At 62.2% G+C, this 14,449-nt stretch carries 11 protein-coding genes; 6 read left to right on the top strand and 5 right to left on the bottom strand.

What is annotated here, in order from left to right; all coding sequences use genetic code 11:
* Window positions 1-3: 3 nt before the first annotated feature.
* The 3 genes from TQ29_RS05670 to TQ29_RS20595 form a co-directional block, all read right to left on the bottom strand.
* Complete coding sequence (locus tag TQ29_RS05670) at window positions 4-1,500, bottom strand: aldehyde dehydrogenase family protein (protein ID WP_054538367.1); 1,497 nt, start codon at window positions 1,498-1,500, stop codon at window positions 4-6.
* A gap of 55 nt (window positions 1,501-1,555) precedes the next feature.
* Window positions 1,556-3,193 (bottom strand): GMC family oxidoreductase, encoded by a 1,638-nt coding sequence (locus TQ29_RS05665; protein ID WP_054538366.1) that lies wholly within the window; start codon window positions 3,191-3,193, stop codon window positions 1,556-1,558.
* Window positions 3,194-3,295: 102 nt separating this feature from the next.
* Entirely contained in the window at window positions 3,296-4,333 is a 1,038-nt protein-coding gene (locus TQ29_RS20595) for a nitroreductase family protein (protein WP_054538365.1), read from the bottom strand.
* A gap of 153 nt (window positions 4,334-4,486) precedes the next feature.
* Between TQ29_RS20595 and TQ29_RS20220 the strand changes: the two genes are divergently transcribed.
* Window positions 4,487-5,308 (top strand): MerR family transcriptional regulator, encoded by an 822-nt coding sequence (locus tag TQ29_RS20220; RefSeq protein WP_162231810.1) that lies wholly within the window; start codon window positions 4,487-4,489, stop codon window positions 5,306-5,308.
* A 58-nt stretch (window positions 5,309-5,366) separates the two neighbouring features.
* Here TQ29_RS20220 and TQ29_RS05645 read toward each other — a convergent pair whose 3' ends face one another.
* Complete coding sequence (locus TQ29_RS05645) at window positions 5,367-6,611, bottom strand: NAD(P)/FAD-dependent oxidoreductase (protein WP_054538362.1); 1,245 nt, start codon at window positions 6,609-6,611, stop codon at window positions 5,367-5,369.
* A gap of 116 nt (window positions 6,612-6,727) precedes the next feature.
* Entirely contained in the window at window positions 6,728-8,020 is a 1,293-nt protein-coding gene (locus TQ29_RS05640) for a cytochrome P450 (RefSeq protein ID WP_054538361.1), read from the bottom strand.
* 1,050 nt (window positions 8,021-9,070) lie between these two features.
* On the opposite strand from TQ29_RS05640, the gene TQ29_RS05635 reads away from it, so the two are divergent.
* The 5 genes from TQ29_RS05635 (at window position 9,071) to TQ29_RS05615 (ending at window position 14,366) form a co-directional block, all read left to right on the top strand.
* Window positions 9,071-10,558 (top strand): aldehyde dehydrogenase family protein, encoded by a 1,488-nt coding sequence (locus TQ29_RS05635; protein WP_207642698.1) that lies wholly within the window; start codon window positions 9,071-9,073, stop codon window positions 10,556-10,558.
* Between the two features lie 32 nt (window positions 10,559-10,590).
* Window positions 10,591-11,346, top strand: coding sequence for an SDR family NAD(P)-dependent oxidoreductase (locus TQ29_RS05630; RefSeq protein ID WP_054538360.1), 756 nt, complete (start codon window positions 10,591-10,593; stop codon window positions 11,344-11,346).
* A gap of 73 nt (window positions 11,347-11,419) precedes the next feature.
* Complete coding sequence (locus tag TQ29_RS05625; protein WP_054538359.1) at window positions 11,420-12,598, top strand: OmpP1/FadL family transporter; 1,179 nt, start codon at window positions 11,420-11,422, stop codon at window positions 12,596-12,598.
* Between the two features lie 195 nt (window positions 12,599-12,793).
* The gene (locus TQ29_RS05620; protein WP_037204381.1) at window positions 12,794-13,114 is read left to right on the top strand and encodes a 2Fe-2S iron-sulfur cluster-binding protein; all 321 of its coding nucleotides are present in this window, start codon (window positions 12,794-12,796) and stop codon (window positions 13,112-13,114) included.
* 22 nt (window positions 13,115-13,136) lie between these two features.
* Window positions 13,137-14,366: a cytochrome P450 gene (locus tag TQ29_RS05615; protein WP_157445519.1), complete on the top strand. Its 1,230-nt coding sequence runs from the start codon at window positions 13,137-13,139 to the stop codon at window positions 14,364-14,366.
* Window positions 14,367-14,449 lie beyond the last annotated feature (83 nt).

The following is a 14,449-nucleotide window of genomic DNA, read 5'->3' as shown; positions in this document are numbered from 1 at the left end:
GGCTTATCCCTCGGCAATCCAGACCGCCTTGGTATTGAGGAACTCCTCAATGTGCTCGACCCCGGATTCGCGCCCGTAGCCGCTCATCTTGTAGCCGCCGAAGGGCACCGCGGGATCCATCAACTGATAGGAATTGACCCAGACACTGCCCGCCTTCAGGCGGCGCGACATCTGGGTGGCCTTGCTGATATCGCGGGTCCAAACACCGCTGCCCAGACCAAAGCTGGTATCGTTGGCACGGCGCACGACATCGTCGATATCGGTGAATTTCAAGGCTGACAGGACCGGGCCGAAAATCTCTTCGCGGGCGATCTTCATATCGTCATCGACGCCGCTGAACACCGTCGGCTGCAGGAAATAACCTTTCTCCAGACCGTCCTCCAGAATACGGCCGCCCCCGGCCGAAACCGTCGCGCCCTGCTCGCGCCCGATGTCGAGATAGCCGATGATACGCTCCATCTGCTCTTGCGACACCACCGGGCCAAGCTGGGTTTCCAGATCCAGCGGATCGCCCACTTTCAGCGACGTGGTGAAGGCGGCGACCTTTTCGATGAATTCGTCATACACCGCTTCTTCGACAAACAGGCGCGTTCCGGCCGAACAGATCTGGCCCGAGTTCAGGAACACCGCCATCGCGGCGGCGGGCACGGCCTTGTCAAGGTTGGCATCGGCGAAAACGATGTTGGGGGATTTGCCGCCCAGCTCCAGGGTCACCCGCTTCACGTTCCCGGCCGAAGCTTCGATGATGCGCTGCCCCACATGGGTCGACCCGGTGAAGGCCACCTTGTCGACGCCCGGATGCGCGGCCAGATGCGCGCCCGCGTCGCCCATGCCCGAGATCACGTTGACCACGCCGGGCGGCACGCCGGCCTCGAGGCACAGTTGCCCGAAATAGATCGGCGACAGCGGCGCCTGTTCGGCGGGTTTCAGCACCACGGTGCAGCCGGTGGCCAACGCGGGCGCAATTTTCCACACGCTCATGCCGAAGGGGCCGTTCCACGGGTTGATCGCACCGACCACGCCCACCGGCTCTTTCAGCGTATAAGCCAGCGGGTTGCCGGGGGCCGAGGTTTCGATGGTGTGGCCGTGGATCGCGGTCGCAAGCCCGGCGTAATAGCGCAACAGGCCGACAGACCGGCGCTTGCCGGCTGCGGTGCGCGTGATCGGGTTGCCCAGATCGAGCGAGTCCAGCTTGGCGATATCGTCCCAATGCTCCTCGACCAGATCGGCCAGTTTCAGCAACACCGCCTGCCGCTCGAAGGGCGAGAATCTGGACCACGGCCCCTCTTCCAGCGCGCGGCGGGCCGCGGCAACAGCGAGGTCGATGTCACCCGGGCCGCCCTTGGCCACCTCGCGGATGACCTGGCCGGTGGCAGGCGTCGCGGTGGTAAAGGTCTCGCCCGACAGCGCGTTCACCCACTGTCCGTCGATCAGCAACTGGCCCGGCTTGGATTTTGCCAGCGCGATCGTATCCTGCAGGCGTTGATCGTGAATTCCCATGAGTCTCTCCCTGGAATGCTGCCCCGGCATGAGTGCGGGGAAAATAGTATGGCGTTCAGGCCACCTGGCGCATGGCCTGGCGGTCTTCCAGAATGAAGGCCGCCGCCCGCTCGCCAATCATCATCGCGGGCGCCGACGTGTTGCCGGCCACGATCGAGGGCATGATCGAGGCATCGGCCACGCGCAACCCGCCGACCCCGCGCACGCACAGGCGCGCATCGACGACCGCCGTCGGATCGGTGTCGGGGCCCATCTTGCAGGTGCCCACGGGGTGATAGACGGTGGCCACGGTTTCGCGCACATAAGCCTCAAGCGCCTCGTCGCTTTCGACTTGGGCACCGGGCACCAACTCCTTGCCCGCATAGGCCGCCATGGCCGGTTTGCGCATGATCTTGCGAACCTCGCGCACGCCACGCACCAGCGTATCGACGTCATTCTGGCTGTCGAGGAAATTGGCGATGAGCGTCGGCCGATCCGTCGGCGAGGCCGATTTCAGCTCGATCCGGCCGCGGCTTTCCGGCCGGCAGATGTTGATCAGCGTCACGAACCCGTGCTGGCGCGGAATGAAAGAGGCGGCGGTTTTCAGGCCCATCAGGCAGGTGACCTGCACGTCGGGGCGGTTCAGCCCCGCCTTGGAGCGCAGGAACCCGCCCACCTCGGCCACGTTCGAGGCAAAGACGCCGGTGCGGGTGAAGGCATAGCGCATCGCCTGCGCGGCCAGCTTCGGCAAGGTCTTCCACGACAGTGCCAGCGTGTTGCCCGAGATATCCTCGAACGCGACGCCAACGGCGGGGTGGTCCTGCAGGTTCTGGCCCACGCCGGGAAGATCGGCGACCACCGGAATATCGTGTTTCTGCAACTCGGCCGCCGGACCGATGCCCGAGAGCATCAGCAAATGCGGGGAATTCACAGTTCCTGCGGACAGAATGATCTCGTGCGCGGCGCGCACGGTCTGGCGCTTGCCCTTGCGCGAAATGGTCAGGGACGTGGCCCGACCGTTTTCAACATTGATCCGCTCGACCAGAGACTGATCCAGGATCGTCAGGTTGCGCCGCCCCATGGCGGGATGCAGGAACGCATGCGCGCTGCTCATCCGCATGCCGTTTTTCTGGTTCACCGAAAACAGGCCGAGCCCGTCCTGCTCCGGCCCGTTGAAATCTTCGACGGCCGCGTGGCCCGCCTCTTCGCCCGCCGCCATGATCGCGCCGGAAATCACGTTGGGCGTGGGCACCGGGCCCACGTTCAACTCGCCGCCGCGGCCGTGGTAGCCGTCGTTGACGTCGAGGCCCCAGTTTTCATGCGCGATGAAGGCGGGCAGCACCTCGTCATAGCTCCAGCCCGGGTTCCCCTGTGCCTCCCATTCGTCATAATCCGACGAATGGCCGCGCATGTAGACGGTTCCGTTCACGGCCGAACATCCGCCCACCAGCTTGCCGCGCGGGCATGGAATGCGTTTGTCCGGGTTCGCCTCGGAGGCGATGAATTCATCTTTCCAGTTGTAGCGATCATCGGGCAGCAGGAAGATGTTTCCGAACGGCAATTTGACCTTCAGGTTCAAGGGGAAACGCTTGTCGGACTCCCCCGCCTCGATCAGTGCGACGCGCAGGTTCGGGTCCGCCGACAGGCGGTTTGCGATCACACAGCCGGCCGAACCGGCGCCAATTACAACATAGTCAAATTGGATGTCCGACATTTCCCCTCCCAAGGTCCATTCTTTTTAATGGCCGAACCATTAGACACAAAACAGAGCAGGCATGTCAATTCCCCTTGCTCATCCGCGCCGGGCATATCAGGATTATCCGTCAAGGCGCTGGTTTAAGGACAGGATTTCTGAAACCGGCAGCCTCTGAGAGGCGCAGACCGAGAATTCTTCGGGCATCCAGCCGATTCCTATCAGCACGACCACCAGCCGACTGTCGTCCAGCCCCATCAGCTTGCGCAGCTTGCGGTCCTGCTGTCGCTCGACGGACCAGTTGAGCATGCAGGTGCCCAGCCCCTCGGCATGCAGGGCGTAGGCCAAGGTCATGGCGAACAGGCCGCCGTCGATCCAGGGCTGATAGCGCTCGCCGATGGTTTCCCACCGGCCAAGATCGCTGGTGACAACCAGAATTCCCGAAAGCTGATGGCCGAAGGTGCGGTTGCCCGCCTGCAGTTTGCGCACCCGATTCAGCAAATCGGGGTCGGTATAGGCATGCACATGGCAGGTCTGCCGGTTGCAGCTGGAGGGCACCTCGCGTGCGGCAAGCACCGCCCGGCGGATTTCCTCGTCAGGCCTGGGCCCGGGTACAAAGCTGCGCACGCTATGGCGGGCGCGGACAAATTCCAGAAAATCAACCTTCGCCGCTGCCTGCACCTGCGCACGCCGCACCGTTTCAACACCGGTCTGAACCTCTTCGGCCCCGCGGGCCTTCAGACCCGCCATGGCGTCGCGGATGGGGCCCAGCCCTTCGGGCACCGGGGCGTTGAACGCCAGATAGGCTTCCAGCACGCCCAGACCCGTCGTGACCGTCACGTCTTCGCCCGCCTGCGGGGCGTAACGGGACAAATCCCGCGCCAGCCTTACCGCCCGTGCCCGGCCAAAGCCGGGCTGCGCATCGCTCAGCGCCATCCCGTATTCCAGGAAATGGGCGTCGGCCAGGATGCGCGCGGCCAGGTGCTGGCGGCGCGTTGCCCCCAGCAGGTAGGAATGGTGCCAGAACCGCAATGCATCATACGCAAAATTGCGCAGCAGCCCCACGCTCAACTGTGCCCGCCGGATCAGGCCCACGGGCGCCTCGGCGACGGCCCGCCCGGCCTCCGCCTTTTTCCTTTGTGAAACTTCCGCGACAGCCATGCCCGCTCCTCCCCTTGCAGATTGCTCAATTGGTAGTACCATTGGCAAAGCAGCAAACGTCAAGCGCAATTAACACCTCAAAACTGCCATTTATTTGGGCAGAAACAGCTTTTTCATGCGCATCCGCCTATGGCACCCCCTTTGCAAATTGTGATGGCATTGCAGGGCCAGCACATCACCCCGGGCCGCACCGGGCAGAGCGCCGCATTACAGCGCGCGCACAGGCGAAAAAGACTGGCGCAGTACGCTGTTAATTTCTATATACATCTCATGAAAATGCGTGATCTCGAGGCCCAAACTGGCGTAAATCGCGAGACTATTCGAGTCTACTTCCGGCACGGCCTGCTGCCAGAACCGTCGCGCCCCAAGCGCAATGTCGCCGACTATGATGAAACCCATGTCGAGACGATACGCGCCGTGCGCAATCTGCAGAAACAATCCGGCATGACCTTGCCGCAGATCCGCGACGTGCTGAGCGGCAAGCAAATGAACCGCCGGCTGGACGCACGCGCCTTTCAGAATCTGGAAACGCTGCTGGCCACGCGGGTGGAATATGACAGCACCGGGAACGTCTCGCTCGACAGCCTGGCCGAGCGGAACCCGATGGCCCTTAGCGACGCGCATCTGATGGCCAACCAGGGGCTTGTGACGCTGATCGACGGCAAGGACGGCCCCACCGTCAGCCTGTCCGACGCGCGCATGCTTCAGCTGTGGTCGCAGATGCGGGCCGCGGGGTTCGACGAAGCGCATGGATTTTCAGCCGATATCCTCAGCTATTATCGCCATGCGGCGGAATATGTCGCCACCCATGAATCCCACCTCTTCCGTGAGCGCGTGGAAGGCCGGATTGATGAGCACAAGGCGGTCGATATGCTGGAACAGGCACTGTCCTTGATGCTCGAGTTCTTCGGACTGCTGCGCCTGAAGAGCTTCCTCAAGAAGATTGGCCCAGAAGCCCCCCGGAAGCCCGAATAAAAACGCGGCGCCCCAAGGAGCGCCGCGCATGATTGCCGTGGGAGGAGGTGCCGGCCGGTCAGGCCATAGCGCCGGCAATCATGAGCTTGAGGTCCGAAGACGGGTCTTTCAGCGCCTCGGCATCGAGCCTGACACCCTTGCCCACCAGCCGCTTGGCCGCCATGAACTCGCCCGGCATGTTCACCGCGTCCAGCGCCAGGAACTCGCCGTCCCTGAGGTACCAGACCGAGAACTTGCGCGCGCTCATGTCGCCACGCACCACCGCCCGATCGAAGCCCGCCAACAGGCCCGCGGTCTGCAATTTCATGTCGTACTGATCCGACCAGAACCAAGGCGCATCCAGCGCCGGGGCCGGTTTGCCGCAGATCGACGCGGCCGCGATCTTGGCGGTCTCGATGGCGTTGTGCACGCTCTCCAGCCGCCCGCGATGACCGTATTGCACGATGACCCGGTTTGCACAGTCGCCGATCGCATAGATATCGGGATCGGAGGTGCGCGCCTGCGCGTCGGTGTTGATACCGTTCTCGCAGGTCAGCCCGGCCTCTTCCGCCAGCTCCTGGTTCGGCAGAATGCCGATGCCGACCAACACGATATCGGCGGGAATGACCTCGCCATCCTCCATCTCGACCCCGGTCAGATGGCCGCCTTCGCCGACGAAGCCCTTCATCCGGGCGTTGAGCCGTACGTCCACACCAGCGCTCCGATGCGCCTCCTGATAGAACTCGGAAATCACCGGGCTGGTCACACGGGCCAGCACACGGTCCATCGCCTCGAGCACGGTCACCTCCAGCCCGAGCTGGCGGGCGACAGCGGCTGCCTCCAGCCCGATATAGCCGGCCCCGACCACCACCAGGCGTTTGCCCCGGGTGGCCAGCGGCTGCAGCTTGTCGACATCCTCGAGCGTACGCAGCACCATGACGCCGTCGAGGTCAGCCCCCGCAACCGGGATCACGCGCGGGCGCGACCCGGTGGCGATGATCAGCTTGTCATAGGGCAGCACCTCGCCGCTTTCCAACGTCACGGCCTTTCCGGTGCGATCCAGCGAAACCGCCCTTTGCCCCAGCTTCAGCGTGACATTCTTCTCATCGTAGAAGCCGGCGGGCTTCACATAGAGCCGCGCCTCGGGAAGCTCGCCCTTGAAATAGGCCTTGGACAGCGGCGGGCGCTGATAGGGCGGCGCGGCCTCGTCACCCACCAGGGTGATCGGGCCTTCGTGCCCCATCTGGCGCAGCGTCACAACGGCGGTGCCTGCGGCCTGACCTGCCCCAAGAATGACAATTTTCTGTTCGTTCGAGCTTTCCATGTCGTGTCTCGTTGTCTGTGCGCGTGAACGGGCGTCACGCGCCCTTAAAAATCCGCCGGCGGCCACTACCGCCGACGAGAAGACTCCCGGGCCTCTTCGAAGCCCGGGAAACCCGGTCAGGCCGTCAGCGTGTACCGGATCGGCACGCTTTTCGGCCCGCAGACGAATTCGGAATTCGCCATTTTGGGCTCGCCGGCCAGCTCGACACTTTCGAGCCGCGGGATCAGTTTCTCCCAGAAGACCTTCAGTTCCATGCGCGCCAGGTTGGCGCCCACACAGATGTGGTTGCCGGCGCCGAAAGTGATGTGGCGGTTCGGGCGGCGGTGGATGTTGAAGGTGAAGGGCTCGGGGAACATGTCCTCGTCGAAGTTGGCGGAGAAGTACGAGACATACATCTGATCGCCCTTCTTGATCTGCTGGCCGCTCAGCTCGTAATCCTCATTCGCGGTGCGGATGAACTGCTGCACCGGCGAGGTCCAGCGGATCGCTTCTTCCACGAAGGCGGAGATCAGCTTGGGATCGGCCTTCAGTTCCGCCAGAAGCTCGGGGTGTTCGGCCAGATACCACATACCGGTGGCGGTGGTGGCCGCCGCGGAATCGTGCCCCGCCGACGAGAAGATCAGGAAATACGAGATCATCGTATTCGGATCCATCGGGCAGCCATGCTTTTCGCTGTTGGCCAGGATCGTGGCGACGTCGTCTTTCGGGCAGCCGCGACGATCGGCGATCACCTCGGAATACATCTTGCCGAATTCGTTGTTCACCAGATCCCAGGTTTTCACCACCTCGGTGGGGTCGGTCGGATCGGCGCCGGGGCGCATCAGATCGGGGTCGGCGAAGTTGAAGAACCACTGCACCAGCTCCAGGATGCGCGGGTGATCCTTGCGGTCGACCCCGACGATATCCATCATGACCTCGAGCGGGTAGCGGAACGCGACCTCCTTGGCGAAGTCGATCTCGGGCGCCTGCTCGTCCATGACCTTGATCCAGCGGTCCGCGCTTTCCTCGACCATCGGTTTGAACTTGCTCAGCCCCTCGGGGGTGAACTGGGGCGCGGTCAGGTTGCGGTGCTTGATGTGGTCTTCGCCATCCATATGCACCAGCGTGCGCAGAATGTTCTTTTTGCCACCCGTGTATTGCGCCACCAGCTCCTTGCCGCTTTGCGGCACCAGCGTCTTGGATTCGATGGCCGAGCGGAACACGTCATCCTTGCGCAGCACCTCGCGCACGTCGCTGTAGCGCGACACGATCCACATCGGATCGAAACCCGGCACCTCGGCTTTGCCCAGCGGATAGTCCTGGCGCAGAGTTTTCAGGATTTCGTGCGCCTGGTCACGTTTGCCAATGCCAAAGGTCAGCGGATTGAACAAAGGTGCCACAAGCTCGGCGGGGATCATCGTCTGAGACATTTCAACTCCATGTCTGAAGAGGCCACGCACCGGTGAAGGCGGCGACCGCTGATTGCAGGTAACTCAAGAAGCGAAATCAACGGCTTCACCTGATCGTCCGACCCCTGGTCCACCAGGCGCCGCTCAGACTCGTAGCGGTATTCATGTGATTTCTCCTCCCATCGACGCGCTGGACCTCCCTGCCCATTTTGCGCATTCAATATACGCAAAATACGCGGCAAAATCGGCTTTCGTCAACATAGTGCTTAACTTTTCCCGTATTTCTGGCCTGACGCCGCCTTCAGAGGGGTCCGGCCTCCGGCGGATATTGCCGCCAGATCCCCCTCCAGGCACGCTGCGAAACTCAAGCCGAGAACACGATTTCTTGTTGTTTTAATTTATTTTTTCAAGATTTGGCCCCATCAAGCGCTGCGCTTGCAGCATTTCCGATCTCGATCGCATCGCTCGTTCCACCCCTCATCCCTCATGGCTTATGGATCATCCTTTAAAAGGTCGCCGTGGAACCACGGCCGATTCGGCGCGTCAGGAATCGACAGTACAGCCCCTGTCATGCCGCCATAAATCAGGCAAAAGCGCTGTTTTGGATGGCCTTTCACACCAAAACCACCCCTCGAAACAGAAATAATTAATTTCTTTCAATAAGTTGGTGAAATCTGCCCCAAGCCACGATCCCACCGGGCCACGGCATAGGGATGGTTTGCGTTCTGCTGATACGCATTTTTATTGACAGTATTGCCCTGCCCCGCCTACCTTGCTCGCCGATACAGCAGCGTACACGAGCTGTGCATTCCGCCATCAAACGCCAAGGGAGGGCGCGCGGGATGTCAGGTACGCAGCCACAAGAGGGAGGAGCCATCATGACCGACCCGGTTCGAACCGGCGCGCGACGACAATCAAACAAATTGCCGAAAATCTGACCTGACGGTCACCCCGAGGGGTTGGCCAACACCTGTTTCGCCATTCACGCGAACCGATCTCTTCATCACATGCAGGGGGTTGGGAAGCTGTGTCTGAACGGTACGGAACATCACCTGTGAGAGCACCTGAAACATGACAGACATCAAGGATCTGATCCACACGCCGACCGGCCAAATGCTGATCGGCGGCAAGTGGGTCAACGCCGCATCGGAAGAATCCATTCCTGTCGAGGATCCGTCGAACGGCGCCACGATCGCCCAGCTTGCCGCAGCGACCGAAGAAGATGTCGACCGGGCCGTCGCCGCCGCCCGCGCCGCCTTTGAAGGTGCCGCATGGAGCCGGATGCGCCCGATCGACCGCGGCAAGCTGCTGGAAGATATCGCGCGCAAGATCGAAGAGCACGCACAGGAACTGGCGCTGCTGGAAAGCTATGACAACGGCATGCCCGCCAGCATGGCGATGATGGTCAACCTGCCCGCCTCGGCCGAGATCTTCCGCTACATGGGCGGCTGGTGTTCGAAACTGGGCGGCAAGACCATTCCGGTCAGTGGCGATGGCCGCGCGTTCCACGCCTATACCCTGCGTCAGCCGGTCGGCGTTGTCGGTGCCATCACGCCCTGGAACTATCCGCTGGCCATGGCATCCTGGAAACTCGCCATGGCGCTGGCCGCCGGCTGTACCGTCGTGCTCAAACCGTCCGAGGTTACCTCGCTGTCGACCCTGCGGCTGGTTCAGCTGATGCACGAGGCCGGCCTGCCCGAAGGTGTGGTCAACGTGGTCACCGGCTTTGGCCATATCGCCGGCCAGGCCATGGCCGCGCATGAGGGCATCGACAAGATCGCCTTCACCGGCTCGACCGCCACCGGCAAGAAGATCGCCACCGCCGCCCTTGGCAACATGAAGCGCGTCAGCCTGGAACTGGGCGGCAAGTCGCCGTCGATCATCTGCGCCGACGCCGATCTGGCGCAGGCCATCCCGGGCGCCGCCCTGGCCTGTTTCTTCAACTCCGGCCAGATCTGTTTCGCCGCGACCCGGCTCTATGTGCACCGCTCGGTCTATGACGCGGTCGTGGGCGGCCTGGCCCAGGTGGTGGAAAGCTTCCCCATGGGCAATGGCCGCGAGGCGACCACCATGCTCGGCCCGCTCGTCTCGCAGGCCCAGCAGGATCGCGTGATGGGCTATGTCGAAAAGGGCAAGGCCGAGGGCGCCGATCTGATCTGCGGCGGCGAAACCGTGGGCGACGAGGGCTATTTCGTCAAACCCACCATCTTCGGCAACACCACCAAGGACATGACCATCGTCAAGGAAGAGATCTTCGGCCCCGTCCTGTCCGTCACCCCGTTCGACGATATGGATGCCGTGATCAAAGAGGCCAATGACTCGGTCTATGGCCTCGCCGCCAACATCTGGACCAACGATCTGCGCACCGCCCACACCAGCGCGGCCAAGCTGGATGCCGGGTCGGTCTGGATCAACTGCCACGGCATCGTCGATCCGTCGATGCCCTTCGGCGGGTTCAAGTCTTCCGGCTGGGGCCGCGAAGTCTCGGAAGAGGGCATCAGCCTCTACACCGAAACCAAATCGGTCGTCGCAGCACTGGAAGATCAGCAGTTCGGCTGAGTCACCACAGAATTCCAAGGAGAGAAGACTACATGAAACTTCAGGGTAGAACCGCCATCATCACCGGCGCCGCCACCGGCATCGGCCGCGCCATCGCCGAACTGTTCCAGAAAGAGGGCGCCAACGTCGTCATCGCCGACATCGCAGGCGCCGCCGAAGCCGCGGCCGAGATGGGTGGCAACACCATCGGTGTCGAAGCCAACGTCACCAGCAAGGAGTCGATGACCGCCGCAGCAGCAGCAGCCGAGGAAAAGTTCGGCGGGATCGACATCCTGGTGAACAACGCCGGCATCTTCACCGGCCTGAACTACACCCCGATGGAAGCCATCGAGGAAAGCGACTGGCGCAAGCTGATGGACGTGAACGTCATGGGCCCGTGGATCTGCACCTCGGCCTGCCTGCCCGCGCTGCGCAAATCGGACTATGGCCGTGTCGTCAACATCGCCTCGGTGATCGCGCATCTGGGTATTCCGATGATGCTGCACTACGTCAGCTCCAAAGGTGCCGTGGCCGCGATGACCCGCGCCATGGCCCGCGAAATGTCGGTGACCAAGAGCGGCGTGCTCGTGAATGCCGTTTCGCCGGGCTACACCCACTCGGAAAACGCCAAGGCCAACGCGGACCAGCACGAGGCCTTTGAAGGTGTCGCAAGCTCCATGCGGCTGATCGAGCGCGCGTCCGAGCCCAAGGATATCGCCAATGTGGTGGCCTTCCTCGCGTCTGATGAAGGCGGTTACATCACCGGCCAGAACATCATCGTCGATGGCGGCATCTTCTTCAGCCAGTAACAAACAACAAAAGATGTGTGCCCCGGGCCGGGGAGGAAACGGCCCGGGGGATCACGCACGAGGGGAGGAACTCATGACTTTTTCACACGCAAAACGCATTGCCGCCGCCGCCGGCGTGGCCGCTCTGGCGCCGCTGGCCGCCCAGGCGAATGACGGCCTGATGTTCTCGGGCTACAGCGCCACCACTCTGGGCATGGCCGGTGCCGGGGCCGCCAATCCGACGGATAGCCAGATCGGGGCGGTCAATCCCGCCGGTTTCGCCTTTACCGGCAACCGCGTCGATATCACCGGCACCCTGCTGTCGGTCGACATCAATTCCACCGTGCTGGGCGCGCCCTATGGCGACGAGCCGCTGCTGCCCGCAGTGCTGCCCAGCGTCTCCTACCAGTACAATGACAAATGGGCCTTCGGCCTGTCGTCCTATGGCGTCGGCGTCCTTGTGGATTATGGCGAACCGATCCCGCCTGCCCCCGGCGTCACCGATACCGGCGCAACCTTGATGCAGCTGGTTGTGGCGCCGTCGGTTTCGTACAAGCTGAACGAGGATCACGCGATCGGTGCCTCGCTTCTGCTCGCGGGCCAGTATTTCGATCTGACCGGCCTGCAGGCCTACGGCGTTGCCGATCCCGGCGATACCGGCTCGTTCGGGGCCGGGTTCAGCCTCGGCTACATGGGCCGGCTCAGCGATACGGTCCGGCTCTCCGCCAGCTATTTCAGCCAGATCCACCTGGGCGACCTCGAAGGATACGAAGGCCACCTCGCGGACGAGACCGATGTCGACCTGCCCGCCCGGGCCATTCTGGGCATCGCCGTGGATGCGACCCCAAGGCTGACCCTGCTGGCCGACTACCACTGGATCAACTGGAAAGACGTCACGCCGCTGGGCAACGGCTTCCCCGGCAGCTTTGTTCTGGGTGCGGCCGATGGCCCCGGCACCGGATGGAACGAGCAGAACATCCTGAAGCTGGGCGCAGAGTACACGTTGAACGACAAGTGGACGGTTCGCGGCGGCGTCAGCAAATCGAACCGCCTGTGGGAAACCGACGATAACGCCCTGAACTATTTCACCCCGGTTACGCCCGACACCCACGTCGCCATCGGCGCAACCTACAAACCCCGCGAGGGTCGCGAGTGGAGCTTTGCCTTCAACCGCGCCATCGCACGCAAGCAGACCGGCACCGGCGCGTCGACGGGCACCGACCTGGACACCCGAATCGACACCTATGCCGTCACCTACGGCTGGACCTTCTGACCGGCTCGGAAAGTCCAAAATCACCCTTTTCCTGCGGCATTTCAGCAAGGTTGTGCCGCAGGATCTCTCAGGGGCTTGAATTGACATAATGGTCCGGCCATTAGTATATCAGGCCAAATATCACTTCGGGTTTCCCGGCAACCGGATCAACCCGACAAGGCGGCACCAAACTGCCGCAGCTTTGGAGGAGGAAACATGGCTAAGATTATCTTTGTGGACCACGACGGCACCAAACACGAGGTTGAAGCTTCGGTCGGCAGCAATGTGATGCAGGCCGCTGTCGACAACAACATCGAGGGCATCGATGGCGATTGCGGCGGCATGTGCGCCTGCGCAACCTGCCACGTCACCGTTGACCCCGAGTGGTTTGCCAAGACCGGTGCCCGTTCGGAAAACGAAGAGTCGATGCTGACCTTCCTGCCCGAGATTGCCGAAACAGCGCGTCTGGGCTGCCAGATCGAGATCACCGACGAACTGGATGGCCTGGTTGTGCACTTGCCGATCGAACAATTCTGATTGTCGCGTGAAGGAGAAAGCCATGACAAGCATCAAGGATATCCCGCTGAGCGATCTGGACCCGTCGGTCCAAACCCGTTTTCAAAGCGGTGAACACTTCGAGGTCTTCGACCGCCTGCGTGCCGAAGCCCCGGTCTATTTCCACGAGACCACCCAATACGGGCCCTTCTGGTCGATCTCGAAGTACAAGGACATCATCGAGGTCGAAGCAAACCCGAAGGTGTTTTCCTCGGATGCGGCTTATGGCGGCATCTGGATCAAGGAACAGCCGAAAGACACCATCCGCAAAAGCTTCATGACCGCCGATCAGCCGGAGCATGACCAGCAGCGCAAGGTGGTGAACCCGATCGTGTCGCCCTCCAACCTCAACGACATGGAGCAGAAAGTCCGCGATATCGTTACGCTGGTGCTCGATGATCTGCCGCTGAACGAAGAGATCGACTGGGTGGAGCGTGTTTCGGTCGAAGTGACCGGCCGTGTTCTGTGCGAGCTGATGGACTTCCCGGTCGAGGAACGCATGGATCTGACCACCTGGTCGGATATCGTGAACACCGATGTCGACGCCGGCACCGAGATCACCGACGAATACGTCAAGCTTGAAAAGCTCAAGCCGATGATCATCAAGTTCAAGGAACTGTTCGCCGAGCGCACCGGCATGCCGCCGCAGAACGACCTGATCTCGATGCTGGCCCATTCGCAGGAAACCGCGAACATGGAGCCGCAGCAATTCGTGGGCATGCTGGTGCTGCTGATGGTTGGTGGCAACGACACCACCCGCAACTCGATTTCCGGCGGTCTGGACGCGCTGAACAAGTTCCCCGAGGAATACAAGAAGCTGCGCGAGAACCCCGAGCTGGTCGAAAGCATGGTGCCGGAAATCATCCGCTGGGTGACCCCGGTGGCGCATATGCGCCGCACAGCGCTGGAAGATATCGAGTTTCACGGCCAGCAGATCAAGAAGGGCGACAAGGTCATCATGTGGTATTGCTCGGGCAACCGGGACCCCGAGGTGATCGAAGACCCCTATACGTTCAAGATCGACCGCAAGAACCCGCGCCAGCATGTGTCGTTCGGGTTCGGCATCCACCGTTGCCTTGGCAACCGGATGGCCGAGCTTCAGCTTCGCGTGCTGTGGGAAGAGATCCTGAAGCGCGGATGGGTCATCGAGACCACCGGCGAGCCCGAGCGCCGCTTCTCGAATTTCGTGGTCGGCATCGACAGCCTGAAGGCGATCATTCGCAAGCCGGAGTGATCGAGCACTATCTTGTCCCTCAGCCCGCCGCTTTTGCGGCGGGCTTGCTGGCATATCTTGTCAGCGACAGACGCGGCGGCGCA

This window comes from Actibacterium sp. EMB200-NS6 (assembly GCF_001305615.1).
Classification (GTDB): Bacteria; Pseudomonadota; Alphaproteobacteria; order Rhodobacterales; family Rhodobacteraceae; genus Actibacterium_A; species Actibacterium_A naphthalenivorans.
Note: the sequence above shows the minus strand (reverse complement) of the source record. Positions and strands in the feature narration are given on the sequence as shown.

What these genes read in the sequence shown, in the direction of transcription:
- TQ29_RS05625 (WP_054538359.1), top strand. Translation starts at nt 11,420, where the DNA reads ATGACTTTTTCACACGCAAAACGCATTGCCGCCGCCGCCGGCGTGGCC.
- TQ29_RS05645 (WP_054538362.1), bottom strand. Translation starts at nt 6,611, where the DNA reads ATGGAAAGCTCGAACGAACAGAAAATTGTCATTCTTGGGGCAGGTCAG.
- TQ29_RS05640 (WP_054538361.1), bottom strand. Translation starts at nt 8,020, where the DNA reads ATGTCTCAGACGATGATCCCCGCCGAGCTTGTGGCACCTTTGTTCAAT.
- TQ29_RS20220 (WP_162231810.1), top strand. Translation starts at nt 4,487, where the DNA reads ATGGCATTGCAGGGCCAGCACATCACCCCGGGCCGCACCGGGCAGAGC.
- TQ29_RS05670 (WP_054538367.1), bottom strand. Translation starts at nt 1,500, where the DNA reads ATGGGAATTCACGATCAACGCCTGCAGGATACGATCGCGCTGGCAAAA.
- TQ29_RS05635 (WP_207642698.1), top strand. Translation starts at nt 9,071, where the DNA reads ATGACAGACATCAAGGATCTGATCCACACGCCGACCGGCCAAATGCTG.
- TQ29_RS05630 (WP_054538360.1), top strand. Translation starts at nt 10,591, where the DNA reads ATGAAACTTCAGGGTAGAACCGCCATCATCACCGGCGCCGCCACCGGC.
- TQ29_RS05615 (WP_157445519.1), top strand. Translation starts at nt 13,137, where the DNA reads ATGACAAGCATCAAGGATATCCCGCTGAGCGATCTGGACCCGTCGGTC.
- TQ29_RS05665 (WP_054538366.1), bottom strand. Translation starts at nt 3,193, where the DNA reads ATGTCGGACATCCAATTTGACTATGTTGTAATTGGCGCCGGTTCGGCC.
- TQ29_RS20595 (WP_054538365.1), bottom strand. Translation starts at nt 4,333, where the DNA reads ATGGCTGTCGCGGAAGTTTCACAAAGGAAAAAGGCGGAGGCCGGGCGG.
- TQ29_RS05620 (WP_037204381.1), top strand. Translation starts at nt 12,794, where the DNA reads ATGGCTAAGATTATCTTTGTGGACCACGACGGCACCAAACACGAGGTT.